Below are 13,652 nucleotides of genomic sequence, written 5' to 3'. Positions count from 1 at the left end.
AGCGCGGCGCGCCGCTCCGTCCGGCGCAGCCGAGCGAGCGGGGCGAGCACGGCGACCAGCGCGGCACCGAAGGCGACGAGGCCGACGATGCGCCAGGTGGCGGAGAGATCGAGCCAAAGGCCGAGCCAGGAGACGGCGAGGAAGGCCAGGACGACGCCGAGGCCGCGCCACAGCACCGGCCAGGCCCGCTCCCACAGGCCGGCGGCGTTGGAGCGCGCCACCAGCCGGTCGAGCCGTGCGGCGGTGCCGGATCGCTTCGGATCGTTACTGCTCACGCCCGCAATCGCCTCGCCGCCCTCGAACCAGCACGTTCGTGCAGGCAAGCTAGCATGGTGCGCAACGTGCGCGTGCGGGTCAAATCCGCTCAGGGCGGGGCGGCCGTCCTCAGTTGTGCGACTGGATGAAGTTGCGCACCAGCGGGTAGGTCTGCCCCTCCCACTTGCGGCCCGAGAACACCCCGTAATGGCCGACGCCGGCCTGGAGGTGGTGGCTGCGCATGTGCGGGGGCAGGCCGGTACAGAGGTCGTGCGCCGCCATGGTCTGGCCGACGGCGCAGATGTCGTCGCGCTCGCCCTCGACCGTCATCAGCGCGGTCTTGCGGATCGCGCGCATGTCGATCCGGTTGCCGCGATAGGTCAGTTCGTTCTTGGCCAGGGTGTAATCCTGGAACACCGTCTTGACGGTCTCGATGTAGAACTCCGCCGCGAGGTCGAGCACGGCGAAGTACTCGTCGTAGAACCCGGCGATCGCGTCGGCCTTCTCGACCTCGCCGTTGGCCATGTGCCAGAACAGGTCCGCATGGCCCTGGACGTGGCGCTTGGTGTTCATCGAGACGAAGGCCGAGACCTGGACGAAGCCGGGATAGACCCGGCGGCCGGCGCCCTTGTGGCGCCGCGGCACGGTGGCGATCAGGTTCTTCTCGAACCACTCGATCGGCTTCGAGGTGGCGAGCGCGTTCACCGAGGTCGGGCTGATGCGGCAATCCACCGGGCCGGCCATCAGCGTCATGCTGCGGGGCGTGGCCGCATCCTTCGATTCCGCCATCACGGCGGCGGCGGCGAGCGCCTGGACGGTCGGCTGGCAGACCGCAAGCACGTGCGCGGGGCCGTCCATCGCCCCAAGGAACTGCACGAGGTGCCCGACATAGTCGTCGAACCCGAACGCGCCGTCGGAGAGCGGCACGTCGCGGGCGTTGTGCCAATCGGTGATGTAGACGTCGTGGTCGGGCAGCAGGGTCTTCACCGTGCTGCGCAGCAGCGTCGCGAAGTGGCCCGAGAGCGGGGCCACGACCAGCACCTTCGGCTGCTCGGAATCGATGTCCTTGCGAAAGCGCAGCAGGGTGCCGAACGGCGTGACGAGGACCGGCTCCTCGACCACCGAGACCTCGCGGTTGCCGACCGTCACCGCCTCGATGCCGAAGGACGGGCGCGCGAAGGTCAGTCCGGCGCGCATCATCATGCGGGCGCCGGCCGACATCCAGTTCACCGGATCGCCGAAGGCTGTCCAGGGCGAGACGGCATCGTGCAGCACGCGCCCCCAGGCCCGCGTCTGCTGGGCCAGGTCGCACTGCATCTCGAACGCGTCGTACAGCATGGGGCGGGCACTCGTGCGCGACCGGCCCGATAGGCGGGCGGTCGCGGCTTCGGGATGGGGCTGATACGCCGCTTCGTGCTGCATCATCATGCGGTCAGGATCAGACGGCCGCGCACCCACCGCAACCGTCTAAAAGTACGAAGCCGTCGGCCTGTGTCTTCGCAGTACCACGTTTGACGGCGCGGCGCTTGTCAGTTCGTGCGCCGCCATGCTCAACCGCTGGGATGATCGACGGAGGCAGGCCCGCGGCCGGGCAGACCAAACGCTATGCCCTCAAGCGCGGGGCGATCCTCGATGCGGCGGCACGGCACTTCAATGCCCGCGGCATCCGCGGCACGGCGCTCAACGACGTCGGCGGCAGCGTCGGGCTGATGCCCAACAGCATCACCTACTATTACCGCCGCAAGGAGGACCTCGCGGCCGCCTGCTACGTCAGCACGATCGCGTGGCACGAGGCGCTGCTCGCCGAGACGGCGGCGCTCGCCGACCCGGCAGAGCGCCTCTCCGCGTTCCTGGCCGCCTACTTCCGCGACCTCGCGGCGATCGAGACCGGGGCGCGGGCGCCTCAGGTTCGGCTGACCGACATGCGCGCGCTGCCCGAGCCGCAGAGCGCGGCGGTATACGCCGCCTACAACGCCTTCTTCCGGCAGGCGCGCGCCGCGTTCTTCCCCGAGGCCGCCTTCCCGGGCCTCGACCGCGACGCGTTGCGGGCACGGACGCACCTCGTCGTCTCGGTGGTGCACACGGTCCGCGCCTGGATCGACCGCTACGAGGCGGCGGATTACCCCCGCGTCGGGGCGCGGATCGCCGATCTCCTGCTGCACGGCCTGGCGAGCCCGGAGAGCCACTGGAGCGGCGACGCACCGGACCCGATCGCGGCCCAGGGCGACCCGACCGAGCCGTTCCTGCGGGCGGCGACGGCGCTGATCAACGAGGAAGGCTATCGCGGCGCCTCGGTGGAGAAGATCTCGGCGCGGCTCAGCGTCACCAAGGGCTCGTTCTACCATCACAACGACAACAAGGACGACCTGATCGCCCAGTGCTTCGCGCGCACCTTCGCCATCCTGCGCCGGGAGCAGGAGGCGGCCGAGGCGGCCGGCGGCACCGGCTGGACTCGGATCACCGCCTGCGCCCGCGCGCTGATGCGCCACCAGGTCTCCGAGGGCGGCCCGCTCCTGCGCTGCACCGCCGTCGGCGCCCTGCCGGACACCCTGCGCGCCGAGATCCCGCTGACCATGCGCCGCCTGTGGGAGCGCCTGGCCTTCCCGATCGGCGACGGCATCGCCGACGGCTCGATCCGCGCCGTCGACCCGTCGATCGCCGCGCAGGTGGTGAGCAGCATGATCGACGCCGCCTCCGACCTCGACCGCTGGTGCGACGTCGCCGGCGCCGATGCGGCCGAGATCTTCGTGCGCCCGCTGTTCATGGGGATCCACGCGGCCGCCGATTAGCGCGTGCCCGGGTCCTCGGATCGCGTCAGGCCGCGATCAGGCCGCCGTCGTCGGCGACGCGGCGCAGGTGGTAGGGCGTGTCGCCGAGCTGGTACTCGATCATCGCCAGGCGCTTGAAGTGGTGCGCGCCGATGTACTCCATGGTCATGCCGATGCCGCCGTGGAGCTGAACCGCCTCCTGGCCGAGGAAGCGGCACGCCTTGTTGACCTGCACCTTCACCGCCGAGAGGGCGGCGGCACGCTCGGCGGCATCGCCGGCCTCGACCATCATCGCCCCGTAGATCGCCATGGAGCGCGCCTGCTCGAGGGCGATCAGCATGTCGACCGCCCGGTGCTGCAGCGCCTGAAAGCTGCCGACCGTGACGCCGAACTGCTTGCGCGTCTTGAGGTAATCGACGGTCAGCGCATGCAGCGCCGACATCGAGCCGAGGGCCTCGGCCGCCAGCGCCGCGATCCCATGCTCGGCGACGCGCACCAGCAGCGGCAGGCCGCCCTCGGAATCGCCGAGCACGTCGCCGCCATCAACGGCCACGCCGGCGAAGGTCACCTCCGCGGCCCGGCCGCCATCCTGGGTCGGATAGGGCTCGATGGTGACGCCCGGCGCATCGGCCGGCACCACGAACAGGCCGATCCCGTGCGGGTCGCGGCGCTCGCCCGACACCCGGGCGCTGACGACGATCAAGCCGGCGGAATCGGCGTTCAGCACGACGCTCTTCTGTCCGTCGAGCACGAAGCCCGAGCCGTCGCGGCGGGCCCTGGTCGCGACATCGTGAAGGTCGTAGCGGGACTGCCGCTCGGTCTGGGCGAGGGCGAGGCGGGTCGAACCCTCCACGATCCCGGGGAGCCATCGCGCCTTCTGGGTCGAATCGGCGCCGAGCCGGATCGCGGTGGAGCCGAGAACGCCGCTGGCGAAGAACGGCTCGACCGCGAGGTTCCGGCCGATCGCCTCCATCACGATCATCGTCTCGACGGCGCCGCCGCCGAACCCGCCATCCTCCTCGGAGAACGGCAGGCCGCAGACGCCGAGCTCGGCGAGCTTGCCCCAGTTTGGCTCGGAGAACCCCAGAGGCTCGCGAGCCCGGGCCTGGCGCGCCTCCAGCGACGGGTAGCCGTCGGCGCAGAAGCGCTCGACGCTGTCGCGCAACAGGTTCTGCTCTTCGCTGAAGTCGAAATCCATGGATCGCATTTTCCGAATGACGTGAAGCGACGACGACCGCGATCCGATCCGCGCCCTCATCCTGAGGTGCCGCAGCGAAGCGGAGGCCTCGAAGGAGCGCTCCAGTTCGCGTGCGATCCCTGGAACGCTCCTTCGAGGCCCGCTGGCGCGGGCACCTCAGGATGAGGTTCAGGGTCTGAGAGCGGGGGTTGCGCGTCTCACAAGCCCAAGATGCCCTTGGCGATGACGTTGTGCTGGATCTCGTTCGAGCCGCCGTAGATCGAGACCTTGCGGTTGTTGAAGTAGCTCGGCGCGGCCGCGTCGACCCAGTCGAAGCCGCCGGGCGGGTTGTTGGCGCCGGCGCCGCGCTGGGGCGCGGCGAGCGAGAACGGCCCTGCGAGCTCCACCAGCAGCTCGGTCGCCGCCTGCTGCAGCTGCGAGCCGCGGATCTTCAGGAGCGAGGAGGCCGGGTCGGGCTGCACCGAATCGGCGCGGCCCTGCTTGGCCGCGACCCGCATCTGCGTGATCTCGAGCGCCTTCAGCTCGATCTCGACCTCGGCGACCCGTCCGCGGAAATCGCCGTCGTCCCACATCGAGCCGGCGCCGGAGGGCATCTCCTTGGCGAGGCGCTTGATGCGCTGGATGCGCTCCTTGGTCAGGCCGATGCGGGCGATGCCGGTGCGCTCGTTGGCGAGCAGGAATTTCGCGTAGTCCCAGCCCTTGTTCTCCTCGCCGATCAGGTTCTCGACCGGCACGCGCACGGAATCGAAGAACACCTCGTTAACCTCGTGGCGCCCCTCCAGGGTGATGATCGGGCGCACGGTGATGCCGGGCGACGTCATGTCCATCACGAGGAAAGAGATGCCGCGCTGCTTCTTCGCCTCCATGTCGGTGCGCACGAGGCAGAAGATCCAGTCGGCATGCTGGCCCAGCGTCGTCCAAGTCTTCTGCCCGTCGACGACGTAATGGTCGCCATCCCGCACCGCCTTGGTCTTGAGCGAGGCGAGGTCCGAGCCGGCGCCGGGCTCGGAGAAGCCCTGGCACCACCAATCGTCGAGATTGGCCGCCCGCGCGAGGAAGCGCCGCTTCTGCTCCTGGTTGCCGAAGGTCGCGAGCACCGGGCCGAACATGTAGCAGTTGAACTGCTGCGGCAGCGGCACCGCCGCCTGCAGCAGCTCCTCGGTGTAGATGTAGCGCTGGATCGGCGTCCAATCCTGGCCGCCCCATTCCTTGGGCCAGTGCGGCACGGCCCAGCCGCGCGCGTTCAGGATGCGCTGGGACGTGACGACGTCGTCCTTGCCGAGGCCGCGGCCTTCCGAGACCTTGCGCCGGATCTCGGCCGGGATCTTCTCGCGGCAGAAGCTGCGGACCTCGTCGCGGAACGCGATCTCGTCGGCGGTGTAGCGCAGATCCATCGGTGTCTCCTGATCGTCGCGGATCGCTAGGCGGCGATCTCGAAGAGGCCGGCGCAGCCCATGCCGCCGGCCACGCACATGGTGACGACGGCGTAGCGCGCCTTGCGCCGCCGGCCCTCGAGCAGGGCGTGGCCGACGAGGCGGGCGCCGCTCATGCCGAAGGGGTGGCCGACGCTGATCGCGCCGCCGTTGACGTTGACCCGCTCGGGATCGATCCCGAGCGTGTCGCGGCAATAGAGCGACTGGCTGGCGAAGGCCTCGTTCAGCTCCCACAGGTCGATGTCGGCGACCTTGAGCCCGTGGCGTTCCAGCAGGCGCGGCACGGCGAAGACCGGGCCGATGCCCATCTCGTCGGGGTCGCAGCCGGCCGAGGCGAACCCGCGGAAGCTGCCGAGCGGGGCCAAACCGCGCCGCGCCGCCTCCGCCCGCGACATCACCACGCAGGCGGACGCGCCGTCCGAGAGCTGGCTGGCGTTGCCGGCGGTGACGAACGCATGCTCGCCGCGCACGGGCTTGAGCTTGGCCAAGCCTTCCAGCGTCGTGTCGGGGCGGTTGCCCTCGTCCTTGGCGAGCCGGGTCTCGACGGTGCGGGTCTCGCCCGTGGCCTTGTCGGTGACCGACATCATCGCGGAGATCGGCACGATCTCGTCGTCGAACAGGCCGCGCTCCTGCGCCGCCGCGGTGCGGCGCTGGCTTTCGAGCGCGAACGCATCCTGCGCCTCGCGCGAGATGCCGTAGCGCCCGGCGACGATGTCGGCGGTCTCGATCATCGGCATGTAGATCGCCGGCAGGTGCGCCAGCAGCCAATCGTTCCGGGTCAGCTCCTTCTGCACCTTCGGCTGCACGAGGCTGATCGATTCGAGGCCCCCGGCCACCGCCACAGGGACGCCGTCGAGGATGACGCGGCGGGCGGCGCTGGCGATCGCCTCCAGGCCCGAGGCGCAGAACCGCGACACGGTCACGCCGGCCGACCCGACCGGGATGCCGGCGACGAGGCTCGCATGCCGCGCGACGTTGCCGCCCGTGGCGTTCTCCGGGTAGCCGCAGCCGAGGACCACCTCCTCGACCTCGCTCGGCTCGACGCGCGCGCGCTCGACCGCGGCGCGGATCGCGTGCGCGCCGAGATCGGCGCCGTCGGTGAGGTTCAGCGCGCCGCGGAACGCCTTGCCGATCGGCGTGCGGGCGGTCGAGACGATGACGGCGTCGGTCATGCGGGGTCGGCTCCGGTCTTCGCGCGCTCTTCGGCGACGAGCACGCTGGCGAGCAGCTTGCCCGCCGGGCTGCGGGGCAGGGCGTCCCGGAACTCGAGCGCCCGGGGGATCTCGTGGCGGCCGATGCGGCTGCCGAGGAAGTCGTTGAGCGCGTCGAGGCTGAAGCGCTCGGCGCCGGGCTTCAGGGTGACGAAGGCCTTGGCCGCCTGCCCGCGGTACGCGCAGGGCACGCCGATCACGATCGTCTCGGCGACGGCCGGGTGCTCGTAGATCGCGCTCTCGATCTGCACCGGATAGACGTTGTAGCCGCCGGAGATGATCATGTTCTTGCGCCGGTCGACCAAGTCGAACAGGCCGTTCTCGTCCACCCGCCCGATGTCCCCGGTGAGGAACCAGTCGTCGCGGAACGCGTCCGCGGTGGCGTCGGGTTGCTCGAAGTAGCCGACGAAGACGTTCGGCCCGCGGATCGCGATCTCGCCGGTCTCGCCCGTCGGCACCTCCACCGACGGGTCGTCGAGGGAGACGACGCGCATGTCGACGCCCTTCAGCGGAATGCCGATCACGCCGGGGCGGCGCTCCCCCGCCCGCGGCAGGCGGGTGCCCGCCGGCGCGGTCTCGGTCATGCCCCAGCCGACGGCGAGGTTCACGCCCATCAGCCGGCTGAGGCGGCTCATCACGTCGAAGGGCAGGGGCGCGCCGCCGCTCATGCACGAGCGCAGCGACGAGAAGTCCACCGCCTCGATGCCGGGGCGGTTCAGCAGCGCGAACCACATCGTCGGCACGCCGGGCAGCGCGGTGGCGCGGCGGACCTCGATGTCGGCGATGATCTCGTCCAGGTCGAAGCGCTGGCGCAGCAGGATCTGGGTGCCGCCGCGGATGCCGCGCAGCAGCACCGTCGTCAGCGCGTAGATGTGGAAGAGCGGCAGCACGCAGACGGTGCGGGCCGAGGCCTCGCCCTCGTCCCCGTCGTCGGTCCAGAGCCGGTACATCGAGACGGAAGCCGTGAGGTTGCCGTGGGTCAGCATCGCCGCCTTCGGCAGCCCGGTGGTGCCGCCGGTGAACTGCAGCAGCATCACGTCGGAGGGCTCGCGCTGCGGCCAGGCCGCCGGACGCGGTGCCCGGCGCAGGGCCGACAGGGTCACGACGCCGGGGCGCTCGGGGATCGGCAGCGGCTCGGACACCGTCGAGGCGCCCCATTCCGCGTCGTCGCCGACGAGGAGGGTATCGACGGCGCCCTCGTCGAGGAGCTTCAGCGCCACCGGCAGGAAGCCCGGGAGGTTGGTGGTGACGAGGACGCGCGCGCGGGTGGTGCCGAGCTTGTGCGCGAGCTCGCGCGGCGCATCGAGACCGGACAGGTGCACCACCTGCAGGCCGGCCCGAGCCGCCGCGAAGAAGGCGACCGGGTGGAACGGGGTGTTCGGCAGGTGGAGGCCGATCGTGGCGTCGGGCGTCAGCCCGCGATCGATCAGGCCGGCGGCGACCGCCTCGACGTGGTCGGCGAATTCGGGAAAGCCGATCGCGCGTCCGCGGAAATCGAAGGCCGGGCCCTTCGCCGCGGCGACGCCCGCCGCCAGCAGGTCCGGGATGGTGCCGATCTCGACCGGGCCGTCCCAGTTGCAGGCATCCGGGAAATGGCGCGCCCAGGCTTGTGCCCGCGGCTCCGCCGTCGGCTCGGTCTCCCGGATCGCCTGATGCGACACGCCAACCTCCCAGACGCGGCCTCGTGCGGGCCGCTGTTCCATGATTGCGAAATTCGATCTATGCCGATGCCGGGCGGTGTCAACCGAACATACCGGTTTTTCGAAAATGGAACGGGCGGGCCGGTGTCGAGCGGCGCCGCAGACGTGCCGGACACGGGGCCAGGAGGAGCCGATGGAGCGGACGACGGAACCGGACCTGCCGCTGGCGGGCATCCGCGTCCTCGACCTGTCGCGGGTGCTCGCCGGGCCGTGGTGCGCGCAGGTGCTGGGCGACCTCGGCGCCGACGTGATCAAGGTCGAGCATCCGACCCGCGGCGACGACACCCGCGACTGGGGCGTCGCCACGAGCCCCGGCAATACGACGTATTTCGACAGCGTGAACCGCAACAAGCGCTCGCTCGGCCTCGACCTGGCGTCCGAGGAGGGTGCGGCGCTGGCACGAAGGATCGCGGCCGGCTGCGACGTGCTGATCCAGAACTTCAAGCGGGGCGGCGCCGACAGGCTCGGGCTCGGCTACGACCGCCTGTCGGCGGAGAACCCGGGGCTGATCTACTGCTCGGTCGCCGGCTACGTCGGCGACGGGCCGGAGGCGGAACGCCCGGGCTACGACCTCGTGGTGCAGGGCGAGGCGGGCCTCATGGCGCTGAACGGCCGCCCGGATGAGCCTCCGCTGAAGTTCGGCGTCGCGGCCGTCGATCTGTTCACCGGCCAGTATGCGGCCCAGGCGGTGCTCGCGGCGCTCCTTCAGCGCCACCGCACCGGGCGCGGCCGCCACGTCGAGATGGCGCTCTACGATTCCGGCCTCAGCCTGACCTCCTATGTCGGCCTCGCGGCGCTCGCGCTCGGGCGCGATCCCGAGCGGGTCGGCAACGCGCACCCGGCGATCGTGCCCTACGGCGTGTTCGAGGCGGCCGACGGCCCCCTGGTCATCACCGTCGGCAACAACGGCCAGTACCGCCGCTTCTGCACGGTGATCGGCCGGGAGGACCTCGCGGCCGATCCGAACTACGCGACCAACCTCGGCCGCTCGCGCCACCGCCACCGGCTCGCGCCCGAAATCGACCGCGAGCTCGCGCGCATCCCGCGGGCGACGCTGATCGCAGCGCTCCGGGACGCGGGCATTCCCTGCGGCGAGGTCGCCGGCCTGCACGAGGCGTTCCGTTCCGATCGGACGGCCGAAGCGCACATGCTGCATGCGGGACGATCGCCCGTCCTCGCGCCGCCCTACCGCCTCGACGGAGCCCGTCCCCCGGTGCGCCGGCCGCCGCCGGGCCTCGGCGAGCACACGCGCGCGCTGCTCGCGGAACTCGGCCTCGATTCGGAGCATATCGCCGACCTGCGGACGCGCGGCATCGTCGCGGGCTGACGCCGGCCCGTGCGACCGAACCCCGATCTCGAAAACCGCCGACGCCCGGACCCGGCCGGACGCGGCGCACGATGAGGAAGCCAGCATGACCGACACCCCGATTACCCTCCGCCGCGACGGCCGCGTCGCCGTCATCACGCTCGCCTCGCCGCCGGTGAACGCGCTCGGCGCGGCCGTCCGCGAGGGCCTGCGCGACCGGATCGCGGAAGCCGGGGCGGATGCGGAGGTCGGGGCGATCGTGCTCACCGGCTCGGGCAAGCTGTTCTCCGGCGGCGCCGACATCACCGAGTTCGGCAAGCCGCCCCGCGGCATGGGGCTCGGCGAGCTGCTCGACATCGTCGAGACCTCGTTCAAGCCGGTGGTCGCGGCGATCCACGGGCAGGCGCTCGGCGGCGGTCTCGAGCTGGCGCTGGCCTGCCACCACCGCGTGGCGACGCCCTCGGCGAAGCTCGGCCTGCCGGAGGTGAAGCTCGGCCTCGTCCCCGGCGCCGGCGGCACGCAGCGCCTGCCCCGCGTGGTCGGCCCGCAGAAGGCCCTGGAGATCATCACCTCGGGCCAGCCCGTCGGCGCGAAGGCCGCGCACGCGATGGGCTTGCTCGATGCGCTGACCGGCGCGGACACGCTGGTCGCCGACGCGACCGCCTTCGCCGAGCGCATCCTCGCCGAGGGACAGGCCTCGCCCCGCATCCGCGACCGCGACGACCGCATCGCGGAAGGGCGCGACGACCCCGCCCTGTTCGACGCCTTCCGCAAGGCGAACGCCAAGAAGTTCCGCGGCTTCGAGGCGCCGGAGGCCTGCATCCGCTGCGTCGAGGCGGCCTGCAGCATGCCGTTCGCGGAGGGCATCGCCTTCCAGCGCGAGACCTTCGAGCGGCTGATGCACGGCGCCCAGTCGATCGCCCAGCGTCACGTCTTCTTCGCCGAGCGCGAGGCCGCCAAGATCCCGGGCCTCGGCAAGGACGTCCCGACCCGCCCGGTCGCCCGCGTCGGCATCATCGGCGCCGGCACTATGGGCGGCGGCATCAGCATGAACTTCCTCAACGCCGGCATCCCGGTGACGATCGTCGAGGCCAAGCCCGAGGCGTTGGAGCGCGGGCTGAAGACGATCCGCCGGAACTACGACGGCTCGGCGAAGAAGGGACGCATCACCGCCGCCGACGTCGAGACCCGCATGGCGCTGCTCACCGACAGCCTCGACTTCGCGGACCTGGCCGGCTGCGACCTGATTATCGAGGCGGCGTTCGAGGACATGGACCTCAAGCGCACGATCTTCCGGACGCTCGACGCCATCGCCAAGCCTGGCGCGATCCTCGCCTCCAACACCTCCTACCTCGACATCGACGTGATCGCCGGCATGACCCGGCGGCCGCAGGACGTGATCGGGATGCACTTCTTCTCGCCGGCCAACGTCATGCGCCTGCTCGAGGTGGTGCGTGGCGCCGAGACCGCCCCGGACGTGATCGCCACCGCGATGGCGCTCGGGCGCCGCATCGGCAAGGTCGCGGTGCTGGTCGGCGTCTGCCACGGCTTCGTCGGCAACCGCATGCTGGAGCAGCGCCAGCGCGAGGCGAACAAGCTGATCCTCGAAGGCGCCCTGCCGCAGGACGTCGACCGGGTGGTGGAGGGCGTCGGCCTGCCGATGGGGCCGTTCGCGATGAGCGATCTGGCCGGCCTCGACATCGGCTGGTCGGCGGAGACCTCGAAGGGCGAGAGCGTGCGCGACATCCTGTGCGAGCAGGACCGCCGGGGGCAGAAGACCGGCCGCGGCTTCTACGATTACGACGAGAACCGGAAGCCCTCGCCCTCGGATGCGGTCGAGGCGGTGATCCGCGACGTCTCCGAGCGCAAGGGCATCGCCCGCCGCACCGTCACCGACCAGGAGATCCTGGAGCGCTGCCTCTATCCGATGGTGAACGAGGGCGCGAAGATCCTCGAGGAGGGCAAGGCTTTGCGCGCCTCCGACATCGATACGGTCTGGATCAACGGCTACGGCTGGCCGGTCTACACCGGCGGCCCGATGCACTGGGCCGACGGCATCGGCCTCGGCAAGATCCTCGACCGGATGAAGGCCTTCGAGGCGGAACACGGGCCGGAATTCGCGCCCTCTTCCCTGCTGGAGAAGCTGGTCGCCGAGGGCGGCAGCTTCGCCGGGTACGATAGAGCGGCACGGACGGCGGCGTAGAACCCGCGTCTCCCTCCCCCGCCGAGGGGGGAGGGCAATACGCAGCGTCTACCCGATCGCCCCGCTGGCGATCGTCACGCCGCCGTCCACCACGATGGCCTGGCCCGTCGTGAACCGCCCCGCGGCCGAGGCGAGGAAGATCGCCGCACCGGCGATCTCGTCGGGCTCGCCGATGCGGCGCAAAGGCGCGAGCGAGGTCGCGGATTCCAGGACCTTCGGATCCTCCCACAGGGCGCGGGCGAAGTCGGTGCGGACGAGGCCGGGGCAGATGCAGTTCACCCGGACGTTGTGCGGGCCGTACTCGACCGCGTAGTTCCGCGCGAGCTGCATGTCGGCCGCCTTCGAGACGTTGTAGGCGCCGATCACCGGCGAGCCCTTGAGGCCGCCGATCGAGGAGACGATGACGATCGCGCCGTCGCGCCGGGCGATCATCGCCGGCGCCACCAGCTGGATCAGCCAGTGGTTCGAGACGATGTTGTTCGACAGGATCTTGGTGAACTGCTCGTCCTTGATGTCGGCCAGCGGCCCGTAATACGGGTTGCTCGCGGCGTTGCAGACCAGCGTGTCGACCGCGCCGAAACGGTCGTTGGTCTCGCCGATCAAACGGACGAGGTCCTCCTTCACCGAGATGCTGGCCGGCACCGCGATGGCGCGGCCGGCGCCGTGCGCCGCCTCGATCTCGGCGACGACCGCGTCGCAGGCCTCGCGCTTGCGCGACGACACCACCACCCGCGCGCCCTGCTCGGCCATGCGGAGCGCGATGGCGCGCCCGATCCCGCGGGACGAGCCGGTGATGATGGCGACCTTGCCGGTGAGATCGAACAGCGACATCGGATCATCCTCTCGCGCGTCTGAGCTTGATCATGCCGCCGATCCAGCGGTCGTGGTCGTCGGCCTTGCGGCGCACGTAACCGGCGACCTGCGGGTGCGGCAGGATCAGGAAGCGACCCTCGGCGAGGCCGGCGAACGCCGCCTCCGCCACCGCTTCGGGGCTGAGCAGCCCGTCGAGGAGCGCCGGCTCGCGCGCCGAGGCGCCGCGCACCATCGCGGTGTCGACCCCCTGCGGGCAGAGCGCGGCGACGCGGATGCCATCGTTGCGATGGGTGATCGCGAGGTGCTCGCAGAAGCCGAGGGCGGCGTGCTTGGTGGTGGAATAGGTCGCGCTGCCGATCTGGCTGAGCAGGCCGGCCGCCGAGACCGTGGCGAGGAAGGTCCCCGCGCGTCGGGCGATCCAATCCGGCAGCAGCGCGCGCGCCGCGTGGACGTGGGCCATCACGTTGACCGCCCAGGCGCGCGCCCAGTCGGCATCGGGCGCGGAGGCCGCATTCTCGGGATCGGGGTCGCGCAGCAGGATGCCGGCATTCGAGCAATAGACGTCGACCGGCCTCGTGCTCCCGGATCGTCCGCGAGACGAGGTCGGCGACGCTCTCGGCCACGCCGACGTCGCAGGTCGCGGCGACGCGGATGCCATCGTTGCGATGGGTGATCGCGAGGTGCTCGCAGAAGCCGAGGGCGGCGTGCTTGGTGGTGGAATAGGTCGCGCTGCCGATCTGGCTGAGCAGGCCGGCCGCCGAGACC

11 protein-coding genes and 1 pseudogene are annotated in these 13,652 nt (G+C 71.1%); 3 read left to right on the top strand and 9 right to left on the bottom strand.

Annotated elements, in window-relative coordinates:
• Positions 1–275, bottom strand: a 275-nt coding sequence (locus FV230_RS15500) for a DUF4175 family protein (protein WP_246694864.1), incomplete at its 3' end; no start/stop codon positions are given.
• Positions 276–384: 109 nt separating this feature from the next.
• Complete coding sequence (phaZ, locus tag FV230_RS15495) at positions 385–1,593, bottom strand: polyhydroxyalkanoate depolymerase (protein ID WP_147843032.1); 1,209 nt, start codon at positions 1,591–1,593, stop codon at positions 385–387.
• A 224-nt stretch (positions 1,594–1,817) separates the two neighbouring features.
• On the opposite strand from phaZ, the gene FV230_RS15490 reads away from it, so the two are divergent.
• Positions 1,818–3,044 carry a TetR/AcrR family transcriptional regulator gene (locus FV230_RS15490; protein ID WP_147843031.1) on the top strand — a complete coding sequence of 409 codons (1,227 nt, stop codon included), beginning with the start codon at positions 1,818–1,820 and terminating at the stop codon, positions 3,042–3,044.
• A 25-nt stretch (positions 3,045–3,069) separates the two neighbouring features.
• Here FV230_RS15490 and FV230_RS15485 read toward each other — a convergent pair whose 3' ends face one another.
• From FV230_RS15485 to FV230_RS15470, 4 genes are all read right to left on the bottom strand, one after another.
• Complete coding sequence (locus FV230_RS15485) at positions 3,070–4,221, bottom strand: acyl-CoA dehydrogenase (RefSeq protein WP_147843030.1); 1,152 nt, start codon at positions 4,219–4,221, stop codon at positions 3,070–3,072.
• Positions 4,222–4,418: 197 nt separating this feature from the next.
• Positions 4,419–5,615, bottom strand: a complete 1,197-nt coding sequence (locus FV230_RS15480) for an acyl-CoA dehydrogenase family protein (protein ID WP_147843029.1) — start codon at positions 5,613–5,615, stop codon at positions 4,419–4,421.
• A 26-nt stretch (positions 5,616–5,641) separates the two neighbouring features.
• Positions 5,642–6,826, bottom strand: a complete 1,185-nt coding sequence (locus FV230_RS15475; protein ID WP_147843028.1) for an acetyl-CoA C-acyltransferase — start codon at positions 6,824–6,826, stop codon at positions 5,642–5,644.
• Positions 6,823–8,526, bottom strand: a complete 1,704-nt coding sequence (locus tag FV230_RS15470; protein WP_246694863.1) for an AMP-binding protein — start codon at positions 8,524–8,526, stop codon at positions 6,823–6,825. The genes FV230_RS15475 and FV230_RS15470 overlap by 4 nt, the downstream gene beginning before the upstream one ends.
• Before the next feature lie 172 nt (positions 8,527–8,698).
• On the opposite strand from FV230_RS15470, the gene FV230_RS15465 reads away from it, so the two are divergent.
• Positions 8,699–9,892, top strand: coding sequence for a CaiB/BaiF CoA-transferase family protein (locus FV230_RS15465; RefSeq protein WP_147843026.1), 1,194 nt, complete (start codon positions 8,699–8,701; stop codon positions 9,890–9,892).
• Between the two features lie 85 nt (positions 9,893–9,977).
• The gene (locus FV230_RS15460; protein WP_147843025.1) at positions 9,978–12,074 is read left to right on the top strand and encodes a 3-hydroxyacyl-CoA dehydrogenase NAD-binding domain-containing protein; all 2,097 of its coding nucleotides are present in this window, start codon (positions 9,978–9,980) and stop codon (positions 12,072–12,074) included.
• 48 nt (positions 12,075–12,122) lie between these two features.
• Here the strand turns inward: FV230_RS15460 and FV230_RS15455 are convergent, their stop codons facing one another.
• The 3 genes and pseudogenes from FV230_RS15455 to FV230_RS30780 form a co-directional block, all read right to left on the bottom strand.
• Positions 12,123–12,905, bottom strand: coding sequence for an SDR family oxidoreductase (locus tag FV230_RS15455; RefSeq protein ID WP_147843024.1), 783 nt, complete (start codon positions 12,903–12,905; stop codon positions 12,123–12,125).
• Positions 12,906–12,909: 4 nt separating this feature from the next.
• Positions 12,910–13,545 carry an SDR family oxidoreductase gene (locus tag FV230_RS15450; RefSeq protein ID WP_147843023.1) on the bottom strand — a complete coding sequence of 212 codons (636 nt, stop codon included), beginning with the start codon at positions 13,543–13,545 and terminating at the stop codon, positions 12,910–12,912.
• Positions 13,529–13,652: pseudogene (locus FV230_RS30780) on the bottom strand (short-chain dehydrogenase); the annotation flags it as partial. The gene FV230_RS15450 and the pseudogene FV230_RS30780, both read right to left, overlap by 17 nt.

Origin of the sequence: Methylobacterium sp. WL6 (assembly GCF_008040095.1) — a bacterium.
Classification (GTDB): Bacteria; Pseudomonadota; Alphaproteobacteria; order Rhizobiales; family Beijerinckiaceae; genus Methylobacterium.
Note: the sequence above shows the minus strand (reverse complement) of the source record. Positions and strands in the feature narration are given on the sequence as shown.